Below are 15,320 nucleotides of genomic sequence, written 5' to 3' on the forward strand. Positions count from 1 at the left end.
TATCCATTTAACTAAGGGGGCAACAAGAGCTAAGTATACTTGTTTTTTTTGCCTGATATAAGGGAGGTCGAACTGTTTGCCTACATAATCACCACTCTTTTTGATTACCATTCCCGAAAAATTGGCAGTATATTTAACATAGTGGGTATATTAGAGCCGGTAAGCATGAAATCGGTAAGCATGAGCATTAATGTCTAAAAGTGATTATATGGAGAACAATATGAAGTATCGTTTGAGCGGGGTTGCTCTTACAGCAGTCTTACTGGTGGGGTGCGCCAGTCCATCAAATACGATGGATCAAAGGCGGTCAGACCCGTTGGAAGGCTTTAACCGTACAATGTTCAACTTTAACTATGATGTTCTCGATCCTTATGTTCTGCGACCGGTTGCTGTAGCTTGGCGTAATTATTTACCAATGCCGGCAAGAAATGGTATTGGTAATTTTATGAGCAATCTTGAAGAGCCCGCCAGTATGGTTAACAGTTTTTTGCGTGGAGATATTCATGAGGGCGCAAAACATTTTAACCGTTTCTTTTTGAATACCTTGTTGGGTATGGGAGGGCTTATTGATGTAGCATCAATGGCGAATCCTCATCTTGCAAAAGATGATCCGGCGCGTTTTGGTAGTACATTGGGGTATTACGATGTGGGTTATGGCCCGTATGTTGTTCTGCCCGGTTATGGCAGTTTTACGCTGCGCGATGAAGGCGGTAATTTCGCGGATATGACTTATCCCGTTCTGAGTTATCTTACTGGCTGGATGTCGGTGGGCAAATGGATGGTTCAGGGAATTGAAACCCGTGCGCGTTTGCTTGATTCTGACGGCCTGTTGAAGAATTCCTCCGATCCTTATTTAATGATGCGCGATGCCTATTTTCAGCGCCACAATTTTATGGCAAATGGCGGTAAGCTACAGCCAGAAGAAAATCCCAATGCAGCCAGTATTCAGGATGAGTTAGATTCGATTGATTAATCTTGAGTACCGGATAATGAAAAAGGATAGCAGTTGCTATCCTTTTTTATCAAGATAATCGCTTGAAAATTATCTTAGAACGTATAGTTAAAGTTCACACCATACAGCCATGCGGTTCCTTTAGCGTCGAAATCATAGGGAGCATTGTAAGGTGCCTGCATACCTTCATCTTTCAGTTTTTCGCTGACGTGTACTTTCTTACCGTGCATATAGGAAACGCCAACGTCTACAGACGCATCTTTATTGAATGCGTAAGTAGTTCCGATGCTAAACCAGTAACGGTTTTGGTCAGGAATAGAAATAGAGCGGTTTTTAGCCGGCACTGGGCTTTCATCGAATGCGACACCGGTACGGAATGTCCAGTTATCGTCATAGTAGTAAGTGGTACCCAGTGAAATGCGGTACGCATCGCGGAAGCCTTCGTGTTTCTGGAATGCAACTTTACCTGTATCGTATCTGACTGCTTTCAATTCCTTGAATTCGCTCCAGCCTGTATACAGTAAGCTATAGTGAATTGCCCACTGTGGAGCAACGCGGTTATAACCTGAAATTTCCCACATATCAGGCAAATTCAGATCCAGCCTACCCTTAACTGTTTTGCCGTTGGTCCCATTATCAAAGAGCCCTGGTATATATGGCAAATCGCTGCTGTAATCCCCGTCTTTAAACTTAACTTTGACTTTTGAACGGTAAGTCAGGCTATAACGGTTGTTCTCATCATATTGATACAGTAGCCCTGCGTTCCAGCCATAGCCCCAATCTTTTCCTTCCAGTTTAGCTGCTTCGGAAGTTGGTGAAAGATCGTTCGGTACTCCTTTGAAATGCAGTAATTTATTTATCGCTGGGCCTGTTTCACCCATATGGCGGGTGATTTTAGCATCGGCATAAACCGCATTCAGACCTAAGCCAAAGCTGAATTGATCATTAAATTTGTAAGCACCGCTTAAGTTGAAGTTTAAGGACTTCAGATCGGTTTTTCCGCCAATTGGGCCTGCGGTGTAGTTATTGCTGAATTTAGTTGCCAAACCGAAGTTGGCGGTCGCTGATGCACCAACAAACCATTGATCGTTGATTGGAGTAATGAAATGCAGGTTTGGAATCGGCGCATTTGGCGCAATGTTTTTAGCACTGGTACTTTTGCCAGTTACAGGGGAATTACCTGTAATATCAACGCTCGGGTTGACGTAAATGAGACCACCTGAAAACGATGGGCTATTAAATAGGGTCATGGCCGCTGGGTTGCGACTGCCTTCAGAAGCATTGTCTGCAACAACACCAGCCCCAGAAAATGCACGACCTAGTCCTGATGATGAATACTCATTCAATTGAAAACCCGCAGCACTAGCGTTGGATGAAATGATTGCAACCGCCACTGCTAATGCTGAACGTGTAAACAGGTTTTTCTGGTTCATAACCAAAACCTCTTTGTTTAATTATTATTAACATGCTACTCAAGTAGCTGAGAGCGCGGGATTGTAGAGTTGATTTGCCAAAATGACAAATCAGACCAGTGTACGAAGTATAGGCCTGATACAGGATTATGTTGCAAGAATGTTTTTAAAATATAACCAATATGATTGCCAAAATGGGACTTGCTTAACAAAAAATAGACAATTAATGTTAATCATGTGTAAACGAGCAAATTTTTGGCGGGGCGAGATCAACAAATAGTGAGATAAATGCCCTCAGGAAGAGCAAGTACTGGTTATCTACAGCTAGGGCAACGTACAATTATTAGAGAATTTTTATCATTGGAGAAATAAAAAATGCCTGATGCGATTAACCGTTGCAACGCCGAAGAGACTGCTGCCTGCTGTTGCGTTGATGTAGGAACAGTGATTGATAACGAAGATTGTACTGCTTCTTTTCAGTGTGTTTTTTCCAGTAAACAAGAAGCAGAATTAATGCTTAATACATTGATTAAAAAGGCTAAAATGGTGGAATCTGATCCATGTATTATACAGCATGAAATAGCGCCGGTTGATGGTGGAATGCAATTATCTGCCGATTTCATTTTTAGCTGCCAGGCAGAATCTCTGATTTTTCAGTTAGGATTGCGCTAATCTGCTTCGAACAACGGTTTTTCCACAGTTTTGTGATTCCAAACGGAGGTGAAACCGTTGTCAACGATTGTAAATAATACTCTTTTTTTATATTCCCGCACACATTTCCCAGTTAAGTTGTATAAATTATAAGTAGCGTAAAGTTGCGCTTGCTCGCAATTTTTGTCTATTCCTGTTTGCTATTTACCAACATTGCGTTAACAATGCTCCATCAGGTCTGACCTCTTGTGAGGTGAGTAAATATTTTTAATCAATCAATTGATTTAATTAATAATTATTGTCAGGAGTTGCTATGGGTCGTTCTTCAACAAAAGTGACACAGCAAAAAGAACGTGTTGCTATTGTCAGCGGGTTGCGCATTCCTTTTGCGAAACAGGCAACTTTCTACCACGGTATCCCGGCTGTTGATTTAGGAAAAGCGGTCGTCAGTGAGCTGGTTATCAGGAGTGGCTTATCGCCTGAGAATATCGACCAGTTGGTATTTGGGCAAGTTGTTCAAATGCCGGAAGCTCCGAATATTGCGAGGGAAATTGTTTTAGGTGCCGGTTTAAGTGTGAATACTGATGCCTATAGTGTTTCCCGTGCCTGTGCGACGAGTTTTCAGGCGATCGCAAATGTGGCTGAAAGTATTATGGCAGGTACAGTCAATATAGGAATCGCAGGAGGTGCAGACTCTTCATCTGTTTTGCCAATTGGCGTAACCAAAACATTGGCCCGTACGCTAGTCGATATGAATAAAGCCAAAACGTTGTCTCAACGGTTAAAATTAATCAGCCGATTGAAGCTGCGTGATCTGCTGCCGGTTTCTCCTGCTGTTGCTGAATATTCCACCGGCTTGAGAATGGGCGATACTGCAGAGCAGATGGCTAAAACCTATCAAATCAGCCGTGAAGATCAGGATGCGTTGGCGCACCGTTCTCATGTCTTGGCTGCCGCAGCTTGGGAACAAGGTTTTTTAAATGATGAAGTGGTAGTGCCACATTTTCCGCCATATCGGGATGCACCGGCTGAAGATAACAACATTCGCAAAAATTCAGTTTTGTCTTCTTATGCTAAATTGCGTCCGGCTTTTGATCGTAAACATGGCACCGTTACGGCGGCAAACAGTACGCCACTGACTGATGGTGCAGCCGCAGTTATGATGATGCGCGAATCCGTTGCCAAAGAATTGGGAATGATTCCGCTGGGGTATTTACGCAGTTATGCTTTTTCTGCGATTGATGTATGGCAAGACATGTTGTTGGGGCCATCTTATACGACGCCTTTGGCCTTGGAACGGGCTGGAATCACATTAAACGATCTCACACTCATTGATATGCATGAAGCGTTTGCTGCCCAGACATTGACGAATTTGAAAATGTTTGCCAGTGAAAAATTTGCCCGCGAAAAACTGGGGCGAGATCGTGCAATTGGTGAAGTCGATATGGATAAATTCAACGTATTGGGTGGCTCACTTGCCTACGGGCATCCATTTGCTGCCACAGGGGCCAGAATGGTTACTCAAACGTTGAATGAATTGCGTCGCCGTGGCGGCGGGCTTGGGTTAACGACTGCCTGTGCTGCGGGTGGTTTGGGTGCAGCAATGGTATTGGAGGTGGAGTAATGGCTCAGGCTGAGAAAGAAACTATCATGTCAACGACGCAACCCACTCAATCAGTGTTCAGTTTTTCAGTCAGGGACGATAAGGTCGGGATTGTCACTATAGATGTGCCTGATGAGAAAGTTAACACTCTGAAAGCTGAATTTGTTGAACAGTTTTTAGTGATATTTGAGGAAGCAAAACAAGTTTCCGGTTTAAAAGGATTAGTGATTGTGTCTGGTAAGCCAGACACGTTTATTGCTGGCGCAGATATCAGCATGATTGCAAACTGCCAAACTCAGGAAGAGGCGTCAGCATTGGCTGAAAAAGGGCAAAAATTATTTACGCAAATCGCTAATTATCCCTTGCCGATTGTGGCTGCGATCCACGGGGCTTGTTTAGGCGGTGGGCTGGAATTTGCGCTGGCGTGCCATGCGCGTATCTGTTCTTTGGATGAAAAGACGCGTCTTGGTTTACCGGAAGTCCAGCTTGGGCTATTGCCGGGATCTGGCGGAACCCAGCGCTTGCCTCGTCTGATAGGTGTCAGCGCAGCTTTGGATATGATACTGACAGGCCGCCAACTTAAGGCGAAACAGGCACAACGTCTTGGTGTTGTGGATGATGCCGTTCCTTTGGACATCCTGCTGGATGTTGCTGTGAAATATGTTAAGAAAGGGGCTATCAAGCGTAAGCCATTGGCATGGTCACAGCGCATGTTGGCGAGTGCACTGGGCAGGCCATTGTTGTTCCACATGGTGCAGCAAAAAACGCGGGAAAAAACGCATGGGCATTATCCGGCGCCAGAGAAAATCATCAATGTGATCCGGACTGGTTTGGAAAAAGGTTTAGATAAAGGTTTTCAGGCTGAAGCCAGAGCGTTTGGTGAATTAGCCATGACGCAGGAATCAGCCGCGTTGCGGAGCCTGTTCTTTGCTTCAACCGCGCTAAAGAATGAAACTGGCTCATCAGAGAAACCGGCCAAAATCAAACAAGTCGGGATCTTAGGTGGTGGTTTGATGGGCGGGGGAATTGCCAATGTCACGATAACCCGAGGAAACCTTCCTGTCCGCATTAAGGATATCAGTGAAAAGGGCATCAATCAGGCAATAAAGTATACATGGGAACTCCTTTCCAAACGGGTCAAGCAGCGTCGCCTGACACCGCGTGAGCGTTCTCGTCAGATGTCTTTATTATCAGGCTCTACGGATTACAGTGGATTTAAGCAAGCGGATATTGTTGTTGAGGCAGTCTTCGAAGATTTGGTATTAAAGCGCAAAATGGTTACAGAAATTGAAAATAATACCAATCCTGAAACTATTTTTGCTTCCAACACATCTTCATTGCCGATCCATAAGATTGCTGAAATAGCAGCCCGTCCAGGGCAAGTTATCGGTCTGCACTATTTTAGTCCTGTCGATAAAATGCCGTTGGTCGAAGTTATTCCACACGCGGGAACAAGTGAAAAAACAGTTGCAACCGCAGTGGCCCTGGCTAAAAAGCAAGGAAAAACGGCAATTGTAGTTGGTGATAAAGCCGGCTTTTACGTCAACCGAATTTTGGCGCCATACATTAATGAAGCGGGTTACTGTCTGGTGGAAGGCGAGCCGATTGAACATATCGACAAGGCTTTGGTGGATTTCGGTTTTCCTATTGGCCCGATCAATTTGTTGGATGAAGTGGGTATAGATGTAGGGACTAAGATCATTCCGATATTGGTAGAGCAATTGGGGGATAGGTTTGTCGCGCCGGAAATTCTGGATACGATCTTAAAAGATGATCGCAAGGGTAAGAAAAACGGGCGTGGTTTCTACTCTTATGCGGATAAAAAGGGAATGTTCGGGTCATTTGGTAAAAAAACCAAACAGGTGGATGCTTCCATTTATTCCTTATTAAAAATTAAGCCGGCTGTAAAAGTATTGCCGGTTGAAATTGCTCAACGTTGTGTGATGCTCATGCTGAATGAGGCCGTTCGTTGTTTGGATGAAGGGATTGTCAGAAGCCCGCGCGATGGTGATATTGGTGCTGTTTTTGGCATCGGTTTCCCGCCATTCTTGGGGGGGCCATTCCGTTATATGGATCAACTTGGCAGTGATAAAGTCCTAGAAATTTTACGTCGTCTGGAAGCAAAACACGGGGAGAGGTTTGCGCCTTGTGAGTTGTTAGTCCAAATGGCTGAACAGAAAAAGAAATTCTATGACTAACTGCATGCAATTTATGTGCAGTTTATAAATTTTGCGTTGCAGCGTGACGGCAAGGAAACCGCTCCCCGGAAGATTGATCGATTAACAAGTTTTCAGGGGAGTAGGGTAGCCAATAGTAAGTAAAATAAAAATACAGTGCGTATAAAATGACACATGGAAAGAACAAAAGGTATTTTATTAAATAGATATTTAAAATGAATGTTGCCGTTATATTCTGTTGTCAGATTGTAACGGCTTTAATTTTTTATAAGGTTATTGATTTTTTCTTGTGAAGGAAATGCTTATTTTTCATTTAAATCAATTTGTTATTATTTTTCCTTCCTGATTGGCATATTGGAGTTATTGAAATAATTTCATTGTACATTTGTTAATCTATTACTTGGCATGATGATAAAAGTAATCATTTTATTTCTCGTTGTTTTAAAGGAGAATGTCTTGGAAGAAAATGCCAATTAATTCTCACTAATATTTTTTCTATCAAAAAGTGTTACGATCGTAATATTTGTTTTTCATTATAAATGAGTTAAAACAATAGGTTATTTCAATAATATTAGGTTGTGTTTTATTGCCTAAAAGCAAATAGTGTATTGAAATGTTCCCGTCGTCTTTCAAATTGTTGCTTGATTAGTTACGCTCACTTTCCCCAATCTCATAGGCTGCTATGTTTTCGGGGGATTGGTTTTCTTGCTGTTACGCTGCAATTCGAAATCCATTGGGAATTGGTAGTAATAGAGGCAGGTATTGAGACCTGTTTTGACATCAAATAAACGGTGAATTATGTATATTTTTATTATGCGTCATGGTGAAGCTGCTTTAGATTCTCCTAGTGATGCAACACGAGAGCTGACTCCTCGAGGATGCCAAGAATCACAGAAAATGGCTCACTGGCTTTCGCAACAATCGCCTGAAATTGATTGCATTTTAGTCAGTCCTTATACCCGAGCAGAGCAGACTTTAAAGGCTGTTCGTGAAAATTTGACATTACCTGACAGTGAGCAAGTGTTAAATGAGTTAACGCCATCGGGTGATGTTGAATTGGTCGCCAGCTATTTACAAGTTTTGGCGATGCAGGAACATAACTCTGTACTGGTAGTTTCCCACTTACCATTGGTTGGTTATTTGGTTTCTGAACTTGTCCCTGGGCAAGCTCCTCCCATGTTTGCTACATCTAGTATTGCATGTGTGAAGCTGGATCATAAAACAGGGAAAGGCAGTTTGTTATGGCAAACATCTCCGGCACAGTTAACAGCGAATGGCCAGTAGCGAATTTAGAAAATAGCAGGGAAAACCTGCCGTCATACGTTATATAAAAAGTAAGTGAATACTTTCCGCCTTCGGCTTTGGTAAGTGTGAATATATTTACTCGGTAAATGTTGCCTTTTACTGGCGTAATTCGAGTCACTTTTTCATGGTGATTATGGAAATAGGTTAAGAGTGGGTTGTTAATGCAGGCAAAAAAATAGTGGTAGAGAAGATTATCGGGTCTTTACCTGATGCCAACAAGATCCAGTATTTATTATGTATTTCTCGATCTTGTTTAAGGCTCTTGTTGGGCTTGTAGTCAAGGGCAGGATGATTTCACTTTTTACCATCAAATCGTTACGCGAAAACCTAACTGATACCATCCACTTTGGATACACTTGTACTCAGCCCAGCAGTATCGGCAACAAATTCAATTTTGTTGCTTTCTTTCCATGCAAAATTCTGAGTTTTTGTCACTGAATTTGCTTTAGTTCAGTAGCCATAAAATGAATCAACGTCGGGTAAATTCATCCATTTCAACCAAAATAAGCAATGCGGCATTGCCTCCCCATTCCTTAGGTGCCTGATGGAAGGCGATAATATCAGGATGTTGGGCCAGCCATAATGGTGTTTGCTGCTTGAGGATACGTTTACCGTGGCCATGCATAACACAGGCGCAGTAAACGTGTTCACGGCGGCAGGCAGCGATTAAGGCACCAATCTCTTGTTTAGCTTGTTGCTGTGTTAAGCCATGCAAATCCAGGAACAGTTCGGGAGGATAATCTCCGCGCCGCAATTTTTTCAATTCATAATGATCGGCACCTTCTCGGACGTAGCGGGTTGCTCCTTCTGTATCGAGATTAGGCTGGAATTCATCAGAAAAATAGTAACTGGCATCGACCTGTTCTTGCATTAGGCGTTCAGGAGCAGCATGGCTAATTTTTTTTCTTTTCGGAGTATGTAAAACCGTATCGTGTACAATACGGCGGGTTCCTGTAACGGATGTTCTGAATAGACTGATGTCTTCTTTATTTAGTAGATTTTTCTTCTTCATTACTCGGGAATTTACTTACAAATTTTGGTAAGTGTACCTGATTTTTTGTAATTTTTCTTAGTACTACAGCCGTAGATTTCATTGTAGCCTGATAATTCAAGTATTTTGTCTGAAAACACGGTGAGGTGTTCAATGCATTAGCCTGACAATACTTGGGACAGAGAGCTTTTCTTATTACATATTCGTGTGACCCGCAGTTTCACTCTCCGGGACTTATTCAGTCATATTGAACGTAAAAATGGTAGTCAATTGATTAAATATAAAGAATAAAATTACCCTGATGGCATCTGGAATATGTCCGCTGGAAAGTTGAAGTAGCCTGAAATATTCTGCGCGGGTGTAATGCCAATGCAGTTCTTCAGGCTACTTCATTTTTTTATTCGTTTCTTAAGCAGCGCCGGATTTTTATACTATTCATCTGACTTCCTGTCCAGTTTCAGTTAGCCTGCAAACGGTGTTGCGGCTGGCCCCGAGACATTGGTTTGATAAATAAATAGCCCACCGGCTCCGGGAGTATTAGCTGACTGTTCCACGACTTCTTGGGAAAGACCGTACAGATGATGGGTGACATCCGGTAATTTCCTGCCGGCACTGGTGATAAACAGTTTGTCACCGTGAACGCCACCAAATGTGCAGCTTGTGACCGCGGGTGTGGATACCCAGACTTTCTCCAGCAACTCTCCGGCAGGGGAGTAACGGTGTATTGCACTGCTGCCCATTAAAGCAAGCCAAATATCTCCTTTTTGATCAACGGCTAAACCGTTTGGTATCCCTTCACCTTTGGCGAATGCTTTAAAACAGCGACGATTATGGAGTGTTCCCTCTGAGGCATTAAAATCGAAGATATCCACGGCCAGTGTGTGTGAATCAACATAATAGAACGAAGTTCCATCAGGACTCCAGTCCAATCCATTGGAGAGCGTCACCTGATTCAGTATGTTCGTGATTGTTCCATCAGGATCGATGCGATAGAGACTCCCTTGGCCTTCAATAACCTCACCGGAAGTGGTAAGAATATCATTGCCGAGCGTGCCAACCCACAGCCTGCCTTGAGCGTCGCATTTTACATCATTTGCCCGCACCTTTTTTGGGTCTGCATCAAGTTGAGCAAATGGCGTGATGTGACCGTTATTATCCAACGCTAAGATATCAATGCCTGCAACAACAATAATTCCGCCATTTTGGCGGGGAACAGCACCGCCGATATAGCGATTTAATGCCCAGTGCCTGCTGATATGCCAATCTTTATTGTTGGCCGATCGGACTTCCTGCACGATACCATGTGCATTATCACACCAAAGAAGGCGCTCCCCTTCGGCATCCCACAGAGGCCCTTCGCCTATTGTGTTTTTGGCATCAATAGCCAGTGTTGCTTCCATATGAACATTCATTGTGTTTTTCACCCAATAAACAATTGGGTGCCTCTGACGACGTTATTTATCACCTAGCGCACGATCAAGTTCATTACGCAAAATTGCCTGAAATGTTGCCAGATGTCTTGGCCCCATAAGATCGTAATGCCCGCCTGCTACCGGAATATAATTATTTGGCTGGCGGGAAAGGCTATCCCAGCGTTTGAGGTGATCCAGCCACTCTTCTTTTGATCCGCGAGGAGGATCGGCGTAGAAAACACTGATTGATTCAACATTACCCGTCGGCACATATGAACGCCCCACATTCAACAATGATTGGGTTAATGTGGCCCAGGCTTTGAATTTTTCTAAATTTAAATCCAGTTCTTGCAGGCGTTCAGATGACACATCTTTCAGGATATATTCACAAGGATCCTGATTTCCTGCGGCTGCCCGGATTTCGGCTGGCAGTTCGTCTTTTTGCTCTCTGTCAACCAAGGAGAGGAAAAAGGCTAATGTGGCAGCGATATCGGCTTTATCAACTGCGGCCATTTGATGCATCAGCAATGGCGCCATATCAATACTACCAACGAAAGCCACGCGTTCTCCCTGTGCTTCAAGCCGTTTGGCAATTTCGAAAGCCACTGGGCTGCCATAGGAATAACCTGCGATGGCATATGGGCCATGGGGCTGGTGTGAACGGATTCCTTCAAGGTACACAGTGATCAGTTCTTCAAATGACGTAAAGTGCTCTTCACCTTCTTCAAGACCACGGGCACGCAAGGCGTAGAAAGGACGATCGTTGATGAAATATTTTGCAAGATTAACAAATACCAGAATTTCACCAATGCCGGGATGGATGCAGAAAAGTGGTGTTTTATTGCCGGTGGTTTGGAGGGCAACCACAGGGTCATAAGTACCACTGCCGTGAGAGGCTATGCGAGCTGCGAGTGTACGTACCGTCGGGTTTTGGATAAGTGTGACAATAGGAACATCTTTGATGTTGAATTGCTGCTGAATGGCTTGTTTAAGTTTGACGATATCAAGGGAAGTGCCGCCCACATCAAAAAAGTTTTCCGTGGCGCTTATCTGAGTGGTATCGAGGCCAAATAGCTCAGCATAAATATTGGCAATGATTTCTTCTGCTTCCCCTGTGGGTGGAGTATAGCCACCTGTCTGCTTATCGCTCACTTGTTTGATATAGTGCACTTCATCGGCAAACACTCCCGCCTCCAGGCGCTTGCGCATAATTGCACGCTGTATTTTGCCCAGACTGGTTTTCTGGAAAGCGTCTAGTGGTAAAGGCAAAATGAGTGTGGGGCGGAATCCCCAGAGTAGGATAGTGGTATTGCGGATAGCGGTGACCAATTGATACAGCTTGTCTTCGTCGGAATGTGGGAATGAAGCAGAGAATGCTACAACAAGTTGCTCGGTATCACTGCCCGCAGGCCGTGTCGGAAATGCTGCAACAAATGATTTTTCGATGCCCGAAAGCTGCTCAAGTGTTGTTTCAAGCTCATGGCTGAAATAGTTCACGCCACTCACAATAATGCTGTCTTTGTTTCTTCCGACCAGATTCAATCGCCCATTTTCGATCAGGGCGAGATCGCCTGTGCGGAACCAGCCGTCGTCAGTGAATGCTTCTCGGGTCGCTTCTTCATTATTATAGTAACGAGTGAAGATCATCGGGCCGTGCAACTGAAGCTCTCCCACTTCACCGGCTTGTGTCAATGGCGTGTTTTCATTGGCAACCCGCATTTGCAAGCCGAGGATCGGAAAACCGAGCGAACCAAACTCTTTATCTGCATCACTATCAGGGAATTCACATGAATAAATGGAGCCTGCACACGTTTCTGTCATGCCAAATCCAGGCCAGATGACATTGTTTGCCAGCCCGTAAGGGGCAAGGAAGTGATGAAAATTTTTGCCTGTTTCAACAACAGTGGCTTCTCCACCGGAAATGATTTGCCGCAAGCAGGAGAGATCAAATGATTTGTTTTGGAGTTCCAGAGCACTGGTTCGTCCTGATTGCAACGCGGCATTAATTTGACCTAAGAGGAAATTGGGTGTGAAAGTCATCGCGACTCTGTAATCGCTGATAAGGCGCAAAAACAGTAGAGGCTCAGCGAGAATGGTCGCGGGGGGAACATGAAGCTGTGTGGCACCGACAGATAAAGGCAACAGATGGGCTTCTGAAAAAGCCGCGACGTGATCGAAAGAGATCCAGTTTAATGTGGTATCTTCTGCCGTCAGGCGCTGACGATCATTTTTCCCTTCCATCGAAGACAGCAGGTTCCCATGTGTCAGTACGACGACTTTTGAATTGCCGGTTGAGCCGGAAGTCAGCATGAATACAGCAGGATCGTCAAGATGGGCTTGATAAACAGCGTCATCCGGCATTGCCGTGCGCAGTTCATTTATATCAATGGCATCAGCGATCCCCATCAGTTCTCTTTGCAATGCCTTGGTGGATATTATTAATGGATTTCCGAGCAGAGAGCTGACATGGTTAAGGTGTTTTTCCCAGCGTTCCGGATCATTGCGAATTGGAAGCACAGGGCAAGGAACATATCCCCCAAGAATACAAGCCCAGAAAGCGGGAACGAAATCATGAGCATGTTCGAGGATCAGAATGACATGCATATCAGGTTTAGAAGCATGGGCTCGCAACCCTCCCAGTACCCGTTGTGTTTCTTTTAGTAATTCGGGATAGGTAACCCATTTACTCTCGTTGGCTTTATCACCGGAAATAAAACGGAGGCCAGAATGGGGATTTTGCTGTACAGCTCGTAATAAGAGACTACTGATAGAAGTGGCTGTGGGATCAGAATGAACGGTATATTGATTCGGTGTGTTATATGTTGAATTTACAGACATGCTTGATATTCCATTTTTATCAGAAAGTACGAGATAGGCTTTCTGGGTTTATTTCTTTAGTTTTCCAAACTCCAAGTATCAGCTCTAACGTCATGCCCACCTAATCAGTCATAGAGGCCATTATGCACTTGGGATTTGCTTACGTGCGCTGTGTTGTAATTTGAAGTGTATTGGGGGGGTATATACGTACTTTTGTGGTTTTTACCGTACACAGCTTTAATTGATAAAATAAAACTATATTAACCTATTAAGATATAATATTAATTGATATGCCCACTATAATTACCAGAAGGCATTGGCTGGTTTTATCGCAGCCCATATCTGTTTACATGAATTTTTTTTTGATTACTTTGAATATTTTTTATTGGAAATAAACTAATCCCTAATTGGCTAAAAATAATGACTCTCCTATTCTATTTGGATATTTAATCGAGCAAATAAACATTTAAAAATCTAATCATTGTGATTTATGACCATTTTTTATTAAGTTTGTAACAAAAAACAAAATGCGCACTTCGTGAAGTAATTTGTCATTTTTTATTATTATTTCTAGAGGAATAACGAGGCGCTTATTCAGAAATTAAATACTCGCTTTCAAATTTTATAACCTGTATTTTAAAGTTAATTCAATATACTTATTTAATATATAGTCATATTTAGGTGCTCTCTAATTTAAAGTAATGTGTTATTAACATAATCGAGCTTAAACCTGGTTCACTCTCTTTATAATATTTTAATAAGGAAAAATAATGTTAGTGGAAATGACCATGGCATATCGTAAATCTGCTGCACTGTTTGCTTTTGTAGAAAGTAAAGCACCTTTATATTTAAGCACTGAAAACGGAAAAACTGCAGAACAACTTGCCCAATTATGCAAAGTTTCTCAGAAACGGTTTTCTCGGTTATTGGATTATATGCATTCACTTAATGTGTTAACAAAGAAAGAAGATAAATTTTACCTCACTGAACAGTGCTCATCACTTGCTGATCAAAATAGCTTTGAAACATTAAATATAAAATTTGAATTAAACCCAGCTAATTGGGACGCTTGGTCACAATATTACTTATCCTTGAGTGAAATGAACGAAAAATCAGCTTTTGAACTTAGCCACCGTGAACCATTTTTTGATTATGTCAGTCATGAACATAATAAATCGCTGAAAGTTATTTTTGATAATTTGATGTCAAAAAACACTGAAATAATGAGTGAACATATTATTGAAAATATGCCACTGGGGGGAATTCATTCCATTATGGATATCGGTGGAGGTCAGGGAACTTTAGCAAAAGATATAAAAAGGCAATATCCATACATTCAATGTCATGTTATGGATCTGTATGATTTTGATAAGAAAGAATCAGATGGCGTAACCTTTATCAAAGGTGATTTCTTTTCCACTATCCCCGCAGAATATGGTGCTTATTGCATGAAAAATGTTTTGCATAATTGGGCCGATAATAAATCTGTTGAGATTTTGAGTAATATTCGTAAAGCAATGCGAAAAGATTCTGTTTTATATGTCATTGAGATGGTTAAAGAACCCGGTGATGCTGCTTCAGAATCGTTTGATTTATATATGGATATTGCTGTATCAGGAAAATCCCGGAGCCAAGCCGAATTTGAATCAATAGCAGAACAGGCCGGGCTTTCTATCACAAATGCATACAAAATGAAATTTTCTCTGACAGGAAGCAGCCAGTACATTATTGAAATGAAAAAATAAACTAACCTGAGCTTCGTTAAGAAAGGAAAGGAATCAAGCGCCTGAGGCACTATCGACGTTTTTGCCCAGAAAACAAAATAGTGTCTCAGACAATGATAGCCAAACAAGGTTTCTTACTCATTAAAATCTGACGCCAAGAAATGTAACCACATTGCCATTGTGGGAAAATTTTACTAATTGGGGGGAATGACCGGCTTCTTAGAATTTTGTTTTAAGAAACAAGCCATTCACGAAATGATTTGACAATCATGTCTG

The 15,320-nt window shown here is 42.6% G+C and carries 10 protein-coding genes; 6 read left to right on the plus strand and 4 right to left on the minus strand.

What is annotated here, in order from left to right:
* Positions 1-220: 220 nt before the first annotated feature.
* Entirely contained in the window at positions 221-973 is a 753-nt protein-coding gene (gene mlaA / locus FE392_RS13955; RefSeq protein ID WP_319930826.1) for a phospholipid-binding lipoprotein MlaA, read from the plus strand.
* 74 nt (positions 974-1,047) lie between these two features.
* On the opposite strand, the gene fadL is transcribed toward mlaA, so the two are convergent.
* Complete coding sequence (gene fadL / locus FE392_RS13960; RefSeq protein WP_319930827.1) at positions 1,048-2,385, minus strand: long-chain fatty acid transporter FadL; 1,338 nt, start codon at positions 2,383-2,385, stop codon at positions 1,048-1,050.
* 354 nt (positions 2,386-2,739) lie between these two features.
* Between fadL and FE392_RS13965 the strand changes: the two genes are divergently transcribed.
* From FE392_RS13965 to sixA, 4 genes are all read left to right on the plus strand, one after another.
* On the plus strand, positions 2,740-3,036 hold the full coding sequence (locus FE392_RS13965; RefSeq protein WP_319930828.1) for a YfcZ/YiiS family protein: 297 nt from the start codon (positions 2,740-2,742) through the stop codon (positions 3,034-3,036).
* A gap of 292 nt (positions 3,037-3,328) precedes the next feature.
* Positions 3,329-4,639, plus strand: coding sequence for an acetyl-CoA C-acyltransferase FadI (gene fadI / locus FE392_RS13970; protein ID WP_319930829.1), 1,311 nt, complete (start codon positions 3,329-3,331; stop codon positions 4,637-4,639).
* A complete protein-coding gene (gene fadJ / locus FE392_RS13975; RefSeq protein ID WP_319930830.1) occupies positions 4,639-6,816 on the plus strand; it encodes a fatty acid oxidation complex subunit alpha FadJ in 2,178 nt (725 codons plus the stop codon). The genes fadI and fadJ overlap by 1 nt, the downstream gene beginning before the upstream one ends.
* A gap of 777 nt (positions 6,817-7,593) precedes the next feature.
* Positions 7,594-8,079, plus strand: a complete 486-nt coding sequence (gene sixA, locus FE392_RS13980) for a phosphohistidine phosphatase SixA (protein ID WP_319930831.1) — start codon at positions 7,594-7,596, stop codon at positions 8,077-8,079.
* Positions 8,080-8,569: 490 nt separating this feature from the next.
* Here sixA and smrB read toward each other — a convergent pair whose 3' ends face one another.
* The 3 genes from smrB to FE392_RS13995 all read right to left on the minus strand — a co-directional run bounded on the left by smrB (position 8,570) and on the right by FE392_RS13995 (position 13,341).
* Positions 8,570-9,112, minus strand: coding sequence for an endonuclease SmrB (gene smrB / locus FE392_RS13985; RefSeq protein WP_319930832.1), 543 nt, complete (start codon positions 9,110-9,112; stop codon positions 8,570-8,572).
* 440 nt (positions 9,113-9,552) lie between these two features.
* The gene (locus tag FE392_RS13990) at positions 9,553-10,503 is read right to left on the minus strand and encodes an SMP-30/gluconolactonase/LRE family protein (protein WP_319930833.1); all 951 of its coding nucleotides are present in this window, start codon (positions 10,501-10,503) and stop codon (positions 9,553-9,555) included.
* Positions 10,504-10,545: 42 nt separating this feature from the next.
* A complete protein-coding gene (locus tag FE392_RS13995) occupies positions 10,546-13,341 on the minus strand; it encodes an AMP-binding protein (RefSeq protein WP_319930834.1) in 2,796 nt (931 codons plus the stop codon).
* Positions 13,342-14,108: 767 nt separating this feature from the next.
* Between FE392_RS13995 and FE392_RS14000 the strand changes: the two genes are divergently transcribed.
* Positions 14,109-15,065, plus strand: a complete 957-nt coding sequence (locus FE392_RS14000) for a methyltransferase (RefSeq protein ID WP_319930835.1) — start codon at positions 14,109-14,111, stop codon at positions 15,063-15,065.
* Positions 15,066-15,320: the final 255 nt, after the last annotated feature.

Source organism: Xenorhabdus santafensis (assembly GCF_033949405.1).
Classification (GTDB): Bacteria; Pseudomonadota; Gammaproteobacteria; order Enterobacterales; family Enterobacteriaceae; genus Xenorhabdus; species Xenorhabdus santafensis.